Origin of the sequence: Pseudomonas sp. SC3(2021), assembly GCF_019856535.1 — a bacterium.
Taxonomy (GTDB): domain Bacteria; phylum Pseudomonadota; class Gammaproteobacteria; order Pseudomonadales; family Pseudomonadaceae; genus Aquipseudomonas; species Aquipseudomonas monsensis.
The window spans coordinates 132,218-147,960 of sequence record NZ_CP082236.1 but is presented as its reverse complement, the minus strand read 5'-3'; the positions used below and the strand labels follow the sequence as shown (position 1 = coordinate 147,960).

Genomic DNA, 15,743 nt, shown 5'->3' with positions numbered 1-15,743 from the left:
GCTTATTCATTGAAGAAGTCCTCTCAAGCGGTGCGAAGGGCGCCTGCCAGTGGCAACGGCAGGGCGTCGACGGCGGCGCGTTGGGCGCGGCGGTCGCTGTTCAAAGGGATGTCGTAGGTGATGCGCGCGCCATAGGCGCCGGGGGCATGTGGGTCGAGGCGAACCTTGTCGAACACCAGCAGCCGGGTGCCGAGGCTGAAACCTTCCGACAGGTCATGGGTGACCATGAACACCGTCAGTTTCGTCTCGCGCCACAACTCCAGCAGCAAGGCGTGCATGTCCTTGCGGATGCCTGGATCGAGCGCGCCAAACGGTTCGTCGAGCAGCAACACCCTCGGTTTCATGATCAGCGCCTGGGCAATCGCCAGCCGTTGCTGCATGCCGCCGGACAGCTGCGCCGGGTATTTGTCGAGCGCATGGCCGAGGCCGACTTTGTCGAGTAATGCCGCGGCCTGTTCGCGCGCCTCACGTTTGGCGCTGCCGAACAACCGACCGAACAACGGCGAGCAAGGCAGTTCAAGGCCGAGGGCGACGTTGTCGAGCACGCTCAAATGCGGGAACACCGAGTAGCGCTGGAACACCACGCCACGGCTGGCATCCGGTTCGTTGGCCAGTGGCCGGCCGTCGAGCAGGATCGTGCCGCGACTGGCGGTTTCCTGCCCCAGCAGCAGGCGCAGGAAGGTTGATTTGCCGCAACCGGACGCGCCGACCAGGGTGCAGAATTCACCCTCGTTGACGCTCAGGTTCAAGCCTTCCAGCACGACCTGATCGGCGTATTGCTGCCAGACGTTTTTGACCGTGATGAAGCTCATTTGGCCGCCCCCTCATACCAAGGGAATGCGCGGCGGGTCAGGTATTTCAGGCCCCAATCCATCAGCCAGGCGAGGAGGGTGATCCACACCACGTACGGCAGGATTACGTCCATCGCCAGATAACGCCGGACCAGAAAGATCCGGTAGCCGAGACCGTCGGTGGAGGCGATCGCCTCGGCGGCAATCAGGAATAGCCACGCCGAGCCGAGCATCAGCCGCAGCGAGATCAGCAAACGCGGCAGCAGTTGCGGCAGCACCACGCGCAGCATCAGCGTCCAGGTCGAGGCGCCGAGGGTCTGCGCCTTGATCAGCAGTTCGACGGGGATTTCCCGGGCGCGCTGTTCCAGATCCCGGGCGAGGGCCGGAGTGATGCCGATCACGATCAGCATGACTTTCGACAACTCGCCCAGACCGAAAACGATGAACAGGATCGGCAGGATCGCCAGCGGCGGCACCATCGACAGCACCGTCAGCAACGGCGACAACGGTGCGCCGAACAACGGCAAGGTGCCGGCAGCGATGCCCAGGCACAGCCCGGCCAGCGCAGCGATGCCGAGGCCGATGGCCAGACGCCGCAGGCTCGACGCGGTGTCCTGCCACAACAGGTAATCACCGGTGCGGCTGTCGGCATTGAAGGCCAGACGCTTTACCGCGTCGCTCATCTGTACCGCGCTGGGCAGCAGTTTGTCGTTGGGGTTGTCGGCCAGGCGCTCGGCCGAGCCCATGAAGTAGGCGAACAGCACCAGGGCGAACGGCAGGATCACCAACAGCAGGCGACTCGGGCGATCCGGGTGGCGATTGATCAGGCGCATGGCCAAATCCTCCGTGGCTTACAGCTTGGCGTCGGCGGCCATCTGCACGTAGGTCGGATCGAAACGCAGCTTGAGGTTGCCGGTATCGCCACTGGTCACGCCGTTGGCGAAGGCCATGCCGACCGCGCTGGTGTCCTTCGCGCCTTCACCGAGCAGGCCGTGCTGGAACGAGAACTCGGCGACCTTGCGCATGGTTTCCGGCAGTTGTTTGCTGGTGGCGAAACTCAGGGCTTCCTTCGGTGTGGCGAACAGTCGGGTGGTGTCCAGTTGTGCCTGGAATCCGCCCAGATCAGTGCCCGAGGCCTTGGCCATGTGCTCCAGCGCGCTTTTGCTCGCGGCGTTCTTGGCGTTCATCAGCTCGACCACTTCGAACCACGCACCGGTCAGCGCTTTGCCCAGCGCCGGGTTGTCTTTTAGGGTGGCGCTGTTGACCACCATCATGTCCATGATCTCGCCGGGGATCTGGCTGGAGTTGAACACTTCGGTCACGCCCGGCTTGGCCTTGATGTCCGAGAGCATCGGGTTCCAGGTGGTCGCGGCATTCACCTGATCGGTGTTGAATGCAGCGGAAATGTCGGCGTCGGAGGTATTGACCACTTTCAGGTCTTTTTCGGTCAGGTCGACCGAGTCCAGCGCGCGGGCCAGCAGGTAGTGCGAGACCGACAGTTCGACCAGATTGACGTCCATGCCCTTGAGGTCGGCGACTGTCTTGCCTTCACCTTTGAGGACGATGCCGTCATTGCCGTTGGAGAAGTCGCTGACGATCAGTGCGGTGCTGTCGACGCCGCCGGCGGCGGGAATGGTCAACGCATCCATGTTGGTCATGGTGCAGCCGTCGAACTGGCCGGCGGTGTACTGGTTGATCGATTCGACGTAGTCATTGAGTTGCACGACGTCGATCTTGATTCCGTATTTCTTCGCCCATTTGTCGACGATGCCCTGGCTGCCGGCATATTCCCACGGCATCCAGCCGGCGTAGATCGTCCAGCACACGCTGAAGTGTTCTTTCTGGGCGGCTGGGGATTGCGTGCTGATGAGCGCGGCGAACGCAGCGGCGAGCAGGGCGGGCAAACGTAGTCGGGACATGGTGGGTTCTCCAGTTGATCAAGGGCGGACAGGAAGGCAACGCGGCACCGCGAACGGTGGCTTGTCTCCCGGGCTTTTGTCCCGCCGTGTAACCTCAACTGGAGGTCGCCAACTCTCGGACCAGCCACTCGCGAGTGCGAGCCGGAACCCTAGTCAGCCATTGCAAATTGTGGTGCCGCGAACCTGTGATGACTCCTGCACGGGTTTGCTAAAGCGAGAGGCGTGCCAAGTCGCGTCAGGCGCTCTGGCGCGGGCTCACGGCGTGGATCATCGCTGATGCGCAGCGGAGCGGCGCTTTGTGTTGGTGCGCGACTGCACCGTGATGCAGCGTGTCTGCCGCTGATCTGGTGCTGATGCAACGTTGGCACTCGGCCCTGATTTGTCAGTCAAAGCAGATGTCAGCCGGTCTGTGCCGACTGCTGTCGCAGGTCTTTCAGGAGGCCGCCATGCTTATTCAGAAAACGTTGCGTCGGGTGCTGCTGGGAGCGGTGCTCGGTCTGGGCTTATCCGGCTGTTATTACTACGCCGGCCCTTACGATGCTTACCCTTCTACTTACTACTCTCCGGGCTATTACTCGCCTTATTACTACGGCGGTTATTACGGTCCGCGCTACTACGGCGGCGGGCGCTACTACTACGGTGGCCACGGTTATCGGGGTGGCTATGGACGGGGTTATCACGGCGGTGGGTACCACGGTGGTCACCATTGATCAGTCGCTGAATGACAGCGTTTTCCAAATGAACAGGATTTCATTAATCACTTGTTTCAACTTGTTGCTGGAACGCACCAGATGCCGAAAACGCTGTCTGATTTCTCGTCAGTCACCGAATAAACGACTGACGCCTGCCAGCGTCGCTGGCGAGGCTACCCGCGGTCCAGGAGGCCGCCATGTATAGACGAATTCTTCTGCTTGCTGCGTTGATGGTTTCCGTTGCCGGTTGCGTCCCGTACTCTTACGCGGACTCGTATTACAGCTCAGAGGTCTACACGTCACCCGCACCGGCCTACTACAACACGGGCGGCACCTATTACCGCGGTGGCAGCACGTATTACGCGCAGCCTCGCTACTATCAGCCAGCCCCGCGGTATTACCAGCAACCGCGTTATTACCAATCGGCGCCGCGCTACTACCAACCGGCACCACGTTATTACGAAAGTCGTCGCTGGCACGGCAACGATCGCGGGCGCTGGGATGGCCATCGTCGCGGCGGTTGGGATAACGATCACCGCGGTCGTGGCAACTATGACCGACACAGTGGACGCGGTGACCACAACGGACGTGGCAATCGCTGGTAATCATCCGCAAATGAAAAGCGGCGCTTAAAGCGCCGCTTTTTTTGTACGCGGATTTTGTCCTGGACACTCAATACTGCGTCAGATCCGCCAACGGATGGCGTCCCTCCCAGACCTTGTGAAAGTGCGCCTCGACCACCGCATCCGGCACGCTGCTGACGTCCGGCCAATGCCAGTGCGGCTTCTGATCCTTGTCGATCAACCGCGCCCTGACGCCTTCGCTGAATTCCGGATGTCGGCAGCAATTGAGGCTCAGGGTGTATTCCATCTGAAAGACTTCCGCCAGCGACAGGTGCCGGGCGCGGCGGATCTGCTCCCAGACCAGATGCGCGGTCAGCGGTGAACCTTCGCTCAGGGTTTTCGCCGCTCGGGCGATCAGCGGATCGTGGCTGTCGCGTTGCAGGCTGATGGCTTTCCAGGCGCAGGTTACGTCGCTCACGTCCAGTAACTCATCAATCTGTTGCCGACGCGGCAACCACTGTGCTTCAGGCATTTGCGCCACGGCTTCCTGCTGCAAGGCCTTGAGCAGACTGTTGAGCTGCATGTCGGTCTGTTCCTGCCAATTCAGTTGCAGCAAGCCTTCGATCAGCTCCGGTTGCTGTTCGTCGAGCAGGAAGCGGTCGGCCAGATCCAGATCAATCGCATCGCGGCCGTTCATGTGCGCGCCGGTCAGGCCGAGGAACAAACCGAGCTTGCCCGGCAGGCGCGCGAGAAACCAACTGGCGCCGACATCCGGATATAGACCGATGGTGATTTCCGGCATCGCCAGACGGCTGCTCGGCGTGACGATCCGCGTGCTCGCGCCTTGCAGCAGGCCCATGCCGCCGCCCAGCACGTAACCGTGGCCCCAGCCGATCAACGGTTTCGGGTAGGTGTGCAGGCTGTAATCCAGGCGGTATTCCGCCGCGAAAAACTGTGCGGCCAGCGGCGGTACTTCGCCAGGGTGGGCGCGACAGGCTTCGACCAGACTGCGCACCTCGCCGCCGGCGCAGAACGCCTTTGCGCCATTGCCGCGCAGCAGTACGCAGACGATTTGCGGATCCTTGGCCCATGCGTTCAATTTGTCGCTCAGGGCGTTGATCATCGGCAGCGACAGCGCGTTCAGGGATTTTTCAGCATCCAGGCTGGCGATACCGAGGCGGGCACCGTCGGTGCCGGTGAGTTCTTCGAAGTGCAGATTCATCGTGACCTCGATCGGGAGTTTGAACGATCAGTATGATCGTTGTGTGGGAAAGTGCCGGATCTGCGTCAGATCAATTGACAAGCGTGGTCGGCTTTCCTAGGGTTCGCCCCATTGTTTTTGCCGGGTATGACCATGACTGCTGACGACCGTATCAAACTCGAACCGAGCTGGAAGGAGGCACTGCGTGCTGAATTCGACCAGCCTTACATGGCAGAGTTGCGCAACTTTCTGCAGCAGGAGCGGGCGGCCGGCAAGGAGATTTATCCGCCGGGACCGCTGATTTTCAATGCGTTGAATTCGACGCCGCTGGATAAAGTCAAAGTGGTGATCCTCGGCCAGGACCCGTATCACGGCCCGGGTCAGGCCCACGGCTTGTGCTTCTCGGTGCAACCGGGCGTGCCGGCGCCACCGTCGCTGGTCAACATCTATAAAGAGTTGAAACGCGACCTGAACATCGACATCCCCAACCACGGTTACCTGCAGAGTTGGGCCGATCAGGGCGTGTTGATGCTCAACACCACCATGACCGTCGAGCGTGCCACCGCCAATGCGCACAAGGACAAGGGCTGGCAGTTTTTCACCGACCGGATCATTGAACTGGTCAGCGAGCGCCAGCCGCATCTGGTGTTCATGCTCTGGGGCGCCCATGCGCAGAGCAAGCAGAAGCTGATTGATGCCACCAAACATCTGGTACTGACGTCGGTGCATCCGTCGCCGTTGTCGGCGTATCGTGGCTTCCTGGGCTGCGGGCACTTCAGCCGGACCAACAAGTTTCTTGAGCAGAATGGCGAGACGCCGATCGAGTGGCGGCTTCCTCCGATCTGATGGCGGTCTGAAGGGCCCCATCGCTGGCAAGCCAGCTCCCACAGGTTTTTGGAGGGGGGCACATAGTCTGTGGCAGCCACAAGAACCCGTGGGAGTTGGCTTGCCAGCGATGAAGTCGACTCGGTGCTACTCGGGATTACGGTTCCAGTACTTGAACAACGGCTCCGCCAGAAACAGCACAAACAACAGCCGCATCACCTGCATCGCCGTCACCAGCGGCACCGACAATTGCAGGGTTTCCGCCGTCAGGCTCATCTCGGCAATGCCGCCGGGCATCATGCCCAGGGTCAGCGAGCGCAGATCCAGATGGGTCAGCGCACTCAGGCCCAATGCGGCCAACGTGGCGATCAACATGGTCAGAGCCGTGCCGATCAAGGTACGGCCCATGAACGACGGTGCACGGCGGAAGAACTGCCGGTTGAAGTGGCAACCCAGACCGCTGCCGATCAGCCACTGGCCAATCTGACTGCCGCCATTGGGCAAACCGATGTGCAGGTCCCAGCCAATACTCACCGCCGCACTAACCAGCAACGGCCCGAACAGCCACGGGTTGGGTTGACGCAGACGTTGCCAGAGCCACGCGAGCAGGGCGCCCGCCGGGAACAGAATCGCCAGCCAGCGCCAGTCGACGCTGCCGGCGTGAGCGATCGGCGTGCCATCGCCGAGCAGGTACTTGAATGCGGCCGGCACACACAGCACCACCACCAGTACCCGCAGACTCTGCCCCGCCGCGACATGGCTGAGCATCGCGCCATTGCGCGCGCCGAGGTTGACCATCTCCCCGGAACCGCCGGGCATGCTGGAGAAGAATGCCGTGGCGCGATCTTCGCCGGTGCGGCGCATCAGCCAGACGCCGACCACCGCCGACAGACTGGTGACCAGCGCACCGAAGAAGATCAGACCGAAATGACTGAGCACCTGCTCCATCACCACCGGGGTGAAGTGCAGGCCGATACCGATGCCGACGATCCATTGGCCGCATTTGCGGCCTCCGGGGATTTCCGTGAGCTGCCAGGGCGTCAGGCAGCGCACCAGGATGATCGCCAGCAACGAGCCGACCATCCAGGGTAGCGGCCAGCCGATCTGGCTGGCGAGATAACCGCCGAGCAGACCGACCAGCGGGGTGCCCCACCAGGATTTGAGCGCGGAGCGATCAAACATCGGCAATGGCGCGTTGCGCAGCCGCACGCTTGCGCCAGATACGGATGATCGGCATCAACAGCATGATCCCCGTCAACACCCAGCAGCCGACGGTGATCGGGCTCGACCAGAGGATTTCCAGCGCACCGTTGGAGATCGACAGGGCGCGACGCAGGTTCTGCTCCATCAGTTCGCCAAGGATGAACCCCAGCAGCAGCGGCGACAGCGGGAAGTCCAGCTTGCGCAGGATGTAGCCGAAGATGCCGATACCGATCATCAGGAACAGGTCGAACGTGGTGGCGTGCACCGCGTAGACGCCAATCCCGGTGATGATCGCGATGACCGGCACCAGAGCCCAGTTCGGCACGGCGAGAATGCGGGTGAAGATGCGGATCATCGGGATGTTGAGGATCACCAGCATGATGTTGGCAATGAACAGCGAGGCGATCAGGCCCCAGACGATGTCCGGTTGTTGCTGGAACAGCAGCGGGCCCGGGGTGATGTTGTACAGCGACAGGGCGCCGATCATCACCGCCGTGGTACCCGAGCCGGGAACGCCGAGGGTCAGCATCGGCACCAGAGCGCCGCAGGCTGCGCCGCCGATCGCGGTTTCCGGCGCGGCGAGGCCACGGGCATCCCCTTCACCGAACTTGCCGCTGGCGCCGGCCATACGTTTCTCGGTCATATAGGCCACGGCACTGGCGAGGGTCGCGCCGGCACCCGGCAATACGCCCATGATGAAGCCCAGCACGCCGCAACGGACGTTGACTGCGAACACCGACGCCGCTTCCTTGAAGTTGAACATCATCCGGCCGGTGGCTTTCACCGCTTCCTGGCCGTGGTGGGTTTTTTCCAGCAGCAGGAGAATTTCGCTGATCGAGAACAGGCCCAACACCAGCACCACGAACTGAATGCCGTCGGTCAGGTGAATGTTGTCGCCGGTAAAGCGGTAAACACCGCTGTTGGCATCAATGCCGACCGTTGACAGGAACAGACCGATCAACGCCGCAATGAATGTTTTCAGCGGACGGTCACCGGCCATGCCGCCGAGACAGACGATCGCGAACACCATCAGCACAAAATATTCCGCCGGGCCAAAAGCAATCGCCCATTTCGCCAGCAACGGCGCGAAGAGGACCATGCCGCAGGTGGCGATGAACGCGCCAATGAACGAACTCCATGCCGACAGTGACAGCGCCACACCGGCCAGGCCTTTGCGGGCCATCGGATAGCCGTCGAGGGTGGTCATCACGGTGGAGGCTTCGCCCGGAATGTTCAGCAGGATCGAACTGATCCGGCCGCCGTATTCGCAGCCCAGGTACACCGCCGCCAGCAGGATCAGTGCCGATTCCGGTGGCAGGCCGAGGGCAAATGCGATCGGTATCAGCAACGCCACGCCGTTGATCGGGCCCAGGCCCGGCAACAGGCCGACGACGGTGCCGATCAGCGTGCCGCACAGCGCGGTCACCAGGTTGTATGGGCTCAGCGCGACGCCGAAACCCTGACCCAAATAGCCAAGAGTATCCATATCAGTTCTCCAGAACGCTGAGCAGGCCAAGGGGCAGCGGAACGTCCATCAAACGGTCGAACAGCAAGTAAAGACCGATGGCCATCAGGCTGATGATCACCACGCTCGGTACCCAGCGGCCGCCGTACAGGCGAGCCATCGGAACACCGGTGATGATGCTGGCGATGATGAAACCCAGCGGTTCGAACGTGCCGGCGAACACCAGCAGCAGGACGACGCAGATCGCGATCTTGATCAGGGTTTCGCGATCCAGAGGCGGCTCGTCTTCACTGTGTTTGATCGGTGCCGGGCGGAACACCATGTACAGCAGCGCCAAGCCCATCAGGCCGAGCATCAGCAGAGGGAAGGCGCGCGGGCCCACCGGTTCGTAGGAAAAGGCCGCCTGGTACGGCCACGCCATCAGGGCCAGGCCGGCACAGACCAGCAACAGCACCGAGGCGAAAATGCGTTGAATAAGCATGGGAGCTCCTGTGCCGCGTCCCCGCAACCGGGAACGCAGCCGCTAGACAGAGGCGATCACTGGATCAGGCCGAACTCTTTGGCCAGCACTTTGTAGTCCGCGACCTGCTTCTTCACGTAGGTGTCCAGTTCCTGGCCGGTCATGGCGAACGGGAACAGTTCACGCTGATCGCGCAGCTTGGCGAAATCCTCGGAGGCCAGCAGTTTGTCGAACGCGTCTTTCCACCAGGCGTAGTCTTCGTCGCTGACTTTCGGCCCGAGGTAGAAACCGCGCACCACTGGCCAGACGATGTCGTAGCCTTGCTCGCGAGCGGTCGGAATGTCTTTCATTTCCGGCTCGTCGAGGCGCTTGTCGGCGAACACCGCCAGCAGACGCATGTCGCCGCTCTGGATGTGCGGCATGGAGTCGGAGATGTCGGTACTGCCGACCTGAATGTGACCGCCGAGCAGGGCGGTGGCGATTTCGCCGCCGCCTTCGAGCGCGACGTAACGCAGGTCGCGCGGGTTGATCCCGGCAGCCTTGGCGATCAGTGCGGTTTGCATCCAGTCCTGGCTGCCGACGGTGCCGCCGGAACCGATCACCACCGAGCTTGGATCTTTCTTCAGGGCCTGAACGAGATCGTCGAGGGTCTTGTAGGGCGAATCGCTTTTGACCGCGATGGCGCCGTAGCTGGTGCCGACCGCTGCCAGCCAGCGCACGTTGGTTTCATCGAAACGACCGAACTTGCCCTGCGCCAGGTTGAGCAACGAGCCGCTGGACCACGCCACCAGTGTGCCGGCGTCGGCCGGACGCTGGGCGACCACGGCGTTGTACGCCACCGCGCCGACACCGCCGGGCATGTAGGTCACGCGCATCGGTTTGGTCAGCAGTTTTTCGTTGACCAGCGCGCTTTGCGCCAGTTTGCAGGTCAGGTCGAAACCACCGCCGGGGGAGGCGGGGGCGATGCATTCCGGACGTTTCGGTTCGGCCATGAGTTGGCCGGCGAACAGCATGACGCCAGCGGCTAGAGCAACTTTACGCAGTGATAAGTTCATCTATGTCTCCTTGGGAGTTGTTGTTATGGACGTACTGAATTACCAAAGGGCAACGCTATAGCTCACCAGCAAACGCACTTCGTCTGCATCGCGAGCGGAGTAGTTGGAGCGGTAGGTGGCATTCCTCAAACGCACGGCGACATCCTTCAAGGCGCCGCTTTGTACTACGTATTTGATCTCGGTATTGCGCTCCCACTCTTTGCCTTCTTCGCCGTTCTTGAGCTTGATGTTGTCACCGCTCAGGTAACGACTCATGAAGCTCAGGCCAGGAATGCCGAGTTTGGCGAAGTCAAAGTCGTAGCGCGCCTGCCAGGAGCGTTCTTCAGCGCCGGCGAAGTCGTTGATCTGCACGAAGTTGACCAGGTACGGGTCGCTGCCATCGACATACGGGAAAGCGCTGTCGCCGGACATGTGCTGGTAGCCGGCGCTGAGTTTGTGGCCACTCAGGGCGTAGCTGACCAGACCGTTGAGCGAGCGGTTGTCGATCTTGCCGCCACGGGCCGCGCCCTGATCATCGCTGACCGCAAAGCGCAGGTCGGTGGCAAACGTACCGGGGCCCATCGGACGCGAGGCGACCAGGCCGAAGAAGTGCTGGTTGTAGACTTCGTCGAGTTGGGCGAAGTGGTAACTGCCGGTGATCTTGTCGGTGAACTTGTAATCGACGCCGCCAAAATCGAAATGTTTGCCGACCGCAGTGCCGGCGAAGCGGCTGTTCTTGTTGTTGAGGGCAATGTCCTCGAAGTCGGTGCTGTCACGGTCCTTGGCTTTTTCCAGGCGGCCACCGGTGAACGTCAGGTTCTTGATCTCTTTAGAGGTCAGCAGGCCGCCTTCAAAGGTCTGCGGCAGGATGCGCCCGTCGTTCGGCTTGAGGATCGGCAGCTCAGGAATCAGGCTGCCGACTTTCAGTTCAGTGGCAGAGATTTTCATTTTCCCGGTCAGGCCGACCTTGGAGTATTCGTTGGCGGCGCGCCCGTCATCGTGGGTCGGCAGCAGGCCGGTGCCGGTGCGGTCCGGGCTCGAATCGAGTTTGACGCCCAGCATGCCCAACGCATCGACACCGAACCCCACGGTGCCGTCGGTGTAACCCGACTGCAGGTTGAGCATGAACCCTTGTGCCCATTCATCCCGTTTGCTTTGCTGGGCACTGGTGCCGTCGCGAAAGTCGCGGTTGAAGTACATGTTGCGGGTTTCGAAAGTGGCGGAACTGTCTTCGATAAAGTCGGCGTAGCTCAGCGGCGAAAAACCGGCGAGGGCGGCGGCACTGGCGAGGGTGGCGTGGCTGAAGCGGGAAGGGCGAACAGGCGTGGACGCCTGAGGCTGCACGGACTGCATGCGGGTGTACTCCGTTTATTGTTCTTATTGGTCGAAAACGCTTCGAGGCGTTTTTCTTTGCGCTGTGTGGCATCAGCGACGGCAGTCGGGACTGTCCGTAGCACGACTCTAACGGGCTAACCTTTCACTAACCTTTCAGCTGGCTTTCACGGTTTTCGGGCTTCACAGCGGCGGTGGCGGCTGTAAACTCCGCGGCAAAGCGTGGCGTCGGCCATCCCTGAACGAGGTAAAAAACCATGCGTGTTCTGCTCGTCGAAGACCATCTGCAACTGGCCGAAAGTGTCGCTCAGGCGCTCAAGAGCACCGGTCTGACCGTGGATGTGTTGCACGATGGCGTGGCCGCCGATCTGGCGCTGGGCAGCGAGGAATACGCGGTCGCGATCCTTGATGTCGGCCTGCCACGCATGGACGGTTTTGAAGTGCTGGCGCGTTTGCGGGCACGCGGGAAAAATCTCCCGGTGCTGATGCTGACGGCGCGCAGCGATGTGAAGGATCGCGTGCACGGGTTGAATCTAGGCGCTGACGATTACCTGGCCAAACCGTTCGAACTGACGGAACTGGAAGCACGGGTCAAAGCCCTGTTGCGGCGCAGTGTGCTCGGCGGCGAGCGGCAACAGCGCTGCGGTGTGCTGGCCTATGACCTCGACACCCGGCGTTTCACCCTCGGCGAAGAGTTGCTCACGCTGACCTCCCGCGAGCAGGCCGTGCTGGAAGCCCTGATCGCCCGGCCGGGCAGGGTGATGAGCAAGGAACAATTGGCCGCGCAGGTGTTTGGCCTTGATGAAGAGGCCAGCCCCGATGCCATCGAAATCTACGTGCACCGGTTGCGCAAGAAACTCGACGGCCAACCGGTGGCTATCGTGACCTTCCGTGGCCTCGGCTACTTGCTGGAAAGCCGCGATGCATAAGCCCAGCAGCCTGCGCTGGCGGTTACTGTGGAACCTCGCGTTGCTGCTGGTGGTGCTGATGCTCGCCAGCGGCTTGAGTGCTTACTGGAATGGTCGCGAAGCCGCCGACACAGCGTATGACCGCACATTGCTGGCTTCGGCGCGCACTATCGCGGCGGGTTTGTCGCAACGCGACGGCACCCTGAGCGCCGATGTGCCTTACGTGGCGCTCGACACGTTTGCTTACGACAGCGCCGGGCGGATTTACTACCAGGTCAATGACATCCATCAGAAGCTGATTTCCGGTTATGAAAACCTGCCAGGCCCGCCGCCCGGCACCCCCAGAACCGATGATTATCCGGCTCTGGCGCGCTTCTATAACGCGACCTACCGCGGGCAGAACGTGCGTGTGGTCAGTCTGTTGAAAGCGGTCACCGAGCCGAACATGAATGGCATGGCGGAAATCCGCGTGGCCGAAACCGACGAAGCCCGGGTCAGCATGGCCCGCAGTCTGGCGGCCGACACTTTGTTGCGCCTGGGCATGCTGGCGATCGGTGCGTTGCTGTTGGTGTGGTTTGCGGTCAGTGCCGCGTTGCGTCCACTGGAGCGTTTGCGCACCGCGGTGGAGGAGCGTCAACCCGACGATTTACGTCCGCTGCCATTGGTGGAAGTGCAGCATGAACTGTGGCCGCTGGTGCGCGGCCTCAATCATTTCACCGAGCGCCTGCGGGGCCAGTTCGAACGGCAGGCGCAGTTTATCGCCGATGCCGCCCACGAATTGCGCACGCCGCTGGCGGCGTTGAAGGCGCGGCTGGAACTGGGCCTGCGCTCGAATGATCCGCAAACCTGGCACAGCACGCTGGAGTCGTCAGCGCAAAGCACTGACCGTCTGACCCATCTGGCCAATCAATTGCTGTCGCTGGCGCGGGTCGAAAACGGCGCGCGGGCGATTGCCGAGGGCGGTGCGCAGTTGCTCGATCTGAGCCAGTTGGCCCGCGAGTTGGGCATGGCCATGGCACCGCTGGCGCACAAACGCGGGGTGGCGCTGGCGCTGGAGGCGGATGAACCGGTGTGGCTGCGCGGTGAGCCGACGCTGCTGAATGAATTGCTGAGCAATCTGGTGGACAACGCACTGGCCCACACGCCGCCGGGCGGTAATGTGATTTTGCGGGTGACGGCGCCAGCGGTGCTTGAGGTCGAGGATGACGGACCGGGGATCCCGCTGCAGGAGCGCGATCGAGTGTTCGAGCGCTTCTACCGGCGCAATCAGCAGGTGGCCGGTTCAGGGCTGGGGCTGGCGATTGTCGGGGAAATCTGTCGCGCGCACCTGGCGCAGATCACGCTACATGATGGCGAGCAGGCGGGGCTTAAAGTGCGGGTCAGTTTTATTGCCGGCTGAGTTGCTGTGGTTTGTCATGACTTCTTCGCGAGCCAGCCGGCTCCCACAGACGAATGCTGTCTCCTGTGGGAGCGGTTTGCTTGCGAACGGGGCGTCTCGGTTTCGGATCAGTAAAACATCGTCCGCGATTCTTCCAGATCCGCGCACAGCGCCTCGTTCTCCGGATCAATCCCCAACTTGCGAAATGCCGGAACGCTGAGCGGATCAATCCGCCCAAACGGATGGTCGGTGTCCTTGTGGCAGTACAGGCTCGCCACTTGCACCAGATCGACATAGTCGATGGTCGTCGAATCGCGCTTGAAGTCCTGATAACGCCCAGGCAGTTCCACCAGCCGTTCCGGAAACTCCCAGACACGCAGCAACTTGTCGCCCAGCAGCGGGTGAATGTGATCAATCACATGGTTGAGGCTGACAGGATCTGACAGCAGTTCGTAATGGTCTTCGGCGTAGGTCAGAATCGGCAGTACGCCAATCTGATGCACCAGCCCGCCCAACGCGGCCTGATCGGGCTTGAGCTGGGTGTAGCGCCGACACAGCGCGTAGCTGACACCGGCGATCTCCAGACTCTTGCGCCAGACTTCACGCATCTTCTGTTCAACCACCTCGGAGCGGGCGTGGAAGATTTGCTCCATCACCAGCCCGATTGCCAGGTTGCTGCTGTAGTTGATACCCAGGCGGGTAATGGCGGTGTGCAGGTCGGTGACTTCCTGTGCGGCTCGCAGCAGGGGGCTGTTGACCACTTTGATCAGGCGCGCCGACAGCGCCGTGTCTCGGCCGATCACTTTACTCAGGTCGCTGACGCTGATTTCCGGGTCTTCAGCGGCCTTGCGAATCTGCAGGGCCACTTCCGGCAACGTTGGCAGAACCAGGTCATCGTTATCGATGGCCTCAACCAAATCCTGTTGGACCTTTTCCGCCAGTTCGCTCATTTAGACTCTCTAAGGTGTTGCAACCAACCGCTGCGATCAGCGCTGGATTTCGCGGTCGCGATCCAGTTCGTAGGGCAAATCGAGCAAATGCAGGGCGGGCCCTTCGAGGCTGCCCACATGCAGGTCGCCCGCTTCGGCAGCTTCGGCCTGCAGCACCGCCAGTAGTTCAATGTTTTGCCCGGTGTGGGCAGCCAGCACCACTTCACCGATGGAGCTGTTGTGGCTCGGTGCGAACAGCGGGGTGCCAGGCTCTGGCAATTGGGCAGTGTCGAGGCTCAGTCGATACAGACGGCGCTTGAGTTTGCCCAGGTACTGCATGCGCGCGACGATTTCCTGGCCGGTGTAGCAGCCTTTCTTGAAACTTACGCCGCCGACGGCTTGCAGGTTGAGCATTTGCGGGATGAACAGCTCGCGGGTGGTCGACATGACCTGGCCGATACCGGCGCGGATCTGGCCCAGCAGCCATTGATTCAGCCCGGCTTCGGGCAGGGCTGCGGCCAGTCTGGCTTTGCTCGCATCAGCCTGATCGGCCGGCGCCCAGAGTTCGGCGCGCTGCGGCGAGACGCGAATGGCGATCAACCCTTCGTTGCGCACGACGCTGTCGGTTTCGGCTGGCAGATCGAGGCCGAGGCTGGTCAGGGCGGTATCGCCATGCTCCAGGCCAAAGCGCACCCAGGCCGCGCTTTCGTCGGTGAGTTTCGATTTGGAGAACACCGCATACTTTTTCAGGTCCGCCAGTTGCGGCTCCAGCAACTCGCTGGCCATCGCCAGCACCACGCCGTCACCCTCGAGCAGGATGCGGAAGCTCGACTGCATCCGGCCTTTCTGCGTGCAGCGGGCGCCGAGGCTGGCCCGGGTGTCGCTCAGGTAATTGATATTGCAGGTCAGTTGGCCTTGCAGGAATTTTCCGGCATCCGCGCCGCGAACCGCGAGAACGCCTTCATGAGACAGGGTGCAGAAAAAAGCAGAATCGGCCATGGGTCATCGCAGGGTAAATAGACTGGGGCACATCATAAGGGCGC

General features: G+C 61.7%; 16 protein-coding genes and 1 riboswitch. Of the genes, 5 read left to right on the top strand and 11 right to left on the bottom strand.

Annotated elements, in window-relative coordinates:
* Positions 1-23 precede the first annotated feature (23 nt).
* From K5Y35_RS00705 to K5Y35_RS00695, 3 genes are read right to left on the bottom strand one after another with little or no spacing between them, the layout of a single operon-like run.
* Entirely contained in the window at positions 24-812 is a 789-nt protein-coding gene (locus tag K5Y35_RS00705; protein WP_222833487.1) for an ABC transporter ATP-binding protein, read from the bottom strand.
* Positions 809-1,624 (bottom strand): ABC transporter permease, encoded by an 816-nt coding sequence (locus K5Y35_RS00700; protein ID WP_007911459.1) that lies wholly within the window; start codon positions 1,622-1,624, stop codon positions 809-811. The genes K5Y35_RS00705 and K5Y35_RS00700 overlap by 4 nt, the downstream gene beginning before the upstream one ends.
* 18 nt (positions 1,625-1,642) lie before the next feature.
* Positions 1,643-2,710 (bottom strand): putative urea ABC transporter substrate-binding protein, encoded by a 1,068-nt coding sequence (locus K5Y35_RS00695; RefSeq protein WP_222833486.1) that lies wholly within the window; start codon positions 2,708-2,710, stop codon positions 1,643-1,645.
* A 63-nt stretch (positions 2,711-2,773) separates the two neighbouring features.
* Positions 2,774-2,874: riboswitch (guanidine-I (ykkC/yxkD leader) on the bottom strand.
* Positions 2,875-3,156: 282 nt separating this feature from the next.
* On the opposite strand from K5Y35_RS00695, the gene K5Y35_RS00690 reads away from it, so the two are divergent.
* Positions 3,157-3,420: a hypothetical protein gene (locus K5Y35_RS00690; protein ID WP_123465994.1), complete on the top strand. Its 264-nt coding sequence runs from the start codon at positions 3,157-3,159 to the stop codon at positions 3,418-3,420.
* A 179-nt stretch (positions 3,421-3,599) separates the two neighbouring features.
* Positions 3,600-4,007, top strand: coding sequence for a hypothetical protein (locus K5Y35_RS00685; protein ID WP_222833485.1), 408 nt, complete (start codon positions 3,600-3,602; stop codon positions 4,005-4,007).
* Between the two features lie 67 nt (positions 4,008-4,074).
* On the opposite strand, the gene K5Y35_RS00680 is transcribed toward K5Y35_RS00685, so the two are convergent.
* A complete protein-coding gene (locus K5Y35_RS00680; protein WP_123465445.1) occupies positions 4,075-5,187 on the bottom strand; it encodes an enoyl-CoA hydratase/isomerase family protein in 1,113 nt (370 codons plus the stop codon).
* A 132-nt stretch (positions 5,188-5,319) separates the two neighbouring features.
* Here K5Y35_RS00680 and ung point away from each other — a divergent pair, with 132 nt between their 5' ends.
* Positions 5,320-6,012, top strand: coding sequence for a uracil-DNA glycosylase (gene ung, locus K5Y35_RS00675; protein WP_222833484.1), 693 nt, complete (start codon positions 5,320-5,322; stop codon positions 6,010-6,012).
* A 126-nt stretch (positions 6,013-6,138) separates the two neighbouring features.
* Here ung and K5Y35_RS00670 read toward each other — a convergent pair whose 3' ends face one another.
* From K5Y35_RS00670 to K5Y35_RS00650, 5 genes are read right to left on the bottom strand one after another with little or no spacing between them, the layout of a single operon-like run.
* Entirely contained in the window at positions 6,139-7,173 is a 1,035-nt protein-coding gene (locus K5Y35_RS00670; RefSeq protein ID WP_186744582.1) for an AbrB family transcriptional regulator, read from the bottom strand.
* A complete protein-coding gene (locus tag K5Y35_RS00665) occupies positions 7,166-8,680 on the bottom strand; it encodes a tripartite tricarboxylate transporter permease (protein ID WP_222833483.1) in 1,515 nt (504 codons plus the stop codon). The genes K5Y35_RS00670 and K5Y35_RS00665 overlap by 8 nt, the downstream gene beginning before the upstream one ends.
* Position 8,681: 1 nt before the next feature.
* Positions 8,682-9,140: a tripartite tricarboxylate transporter TctB family protein gene (locus K5Y35_RS00660; protein WP_123465449.1), complete on the bottom strand. Its 459-nt coding sequence runs from the start codon at positions 9,138-9,140 to the stop codon at positions 8,682-8,684.
* 56 nt (positions 9,141-9,196) lie between these two features.
* Complete coding sequence (locus tag K5Y35_RS00655; protein ID WP_123465451.1) at positions 9,197-10,174, bottom strand: Bug family tripartite tricarboxylate transporter substrate binding protein; 978 nt, start codon at positions 10,172-10,174, stop codon at positions 9,197-9,199.
* A 39-nt stretch (positions 10,175-10,213) separates the two neighbouring features.
* The gene (locus K5Y35_RS00650; RefSeq protein WP_222833482.1) at positions 10,214-11,506 is read right to left on the bottom strand and encodes an OprD family porin; all 1,293 of its coding nucleotides are present in this window, start codon (positions 11,504-11,506) and stop codon (positions 10,214-10,216) included.
* A 236-nt stretch (positions 11,507-11,742) separates the two neighbouring features.
* Between K5Y35_RS00650 and K5Y35_RS00645 the strand changes: the two genes are divergently transcribed.
* Together K5Y35_RS00645 and K5Y35_RS00640 are read left to right on the top strand one after the other, a co-directional pair.
* Positions 11,743-12,414: a response regulator gene (locus tag K5Y35_RS00645; RefSeq protein ID WP_034153139.1), complete on the top strand. Its 672-nt coding sequence runs from the start codon at positions 11,743-11,745 to the stop codon at positions 12,412-12,414.
* Positions 12,407-13,792: a sensor histidine kinase gene (locus K5Y35_RS00640; protein WP_123465455.1), complete on the top strand. Its 1,386-nt coding sequence runs from the start codon at positions 12,407-12,409 to the stop codon at positions 13,790-13,792. Before K5Y35_RS00645 ends, K5Y35_RS00640 begins: the two co-directional genes overlap by 8 nt.
* Before the next feature lie 107 nt (positions 13,793-13,899).
* Here K5Y35_RS00640 and K5Y35_RS00635 read toward each other — a convergent pair whose 3' ends face one another.
* Positions 13,900-14,721, bottom strand: coding sequence for an HDOD domain-containing protein (locus tag K5Y35_RS00635; protein ID WP_123465457.1), 822 nt, complete (start codon positions 14,719-14,721; stop codon positions 13,900-13,902).
* Positions 14,722-14,757: 36 nt separating this feature from the next.
* Positions 14,758-15,699 carry a YgfZ/GcvT domain-containing protein gene (locus K5Y35_RS00630; RefSeq protein ID WP_222833481.1) on the bottom strand — a complete coding sequence of 314 codons (942 nt, stop codon included), beginning with the start codon at positions 15,697-15,699 and terminating at the stop codon, positions 14,758-14,760.
* Positions 15,700-15,743: the final 44 nt, after the last annotated feature.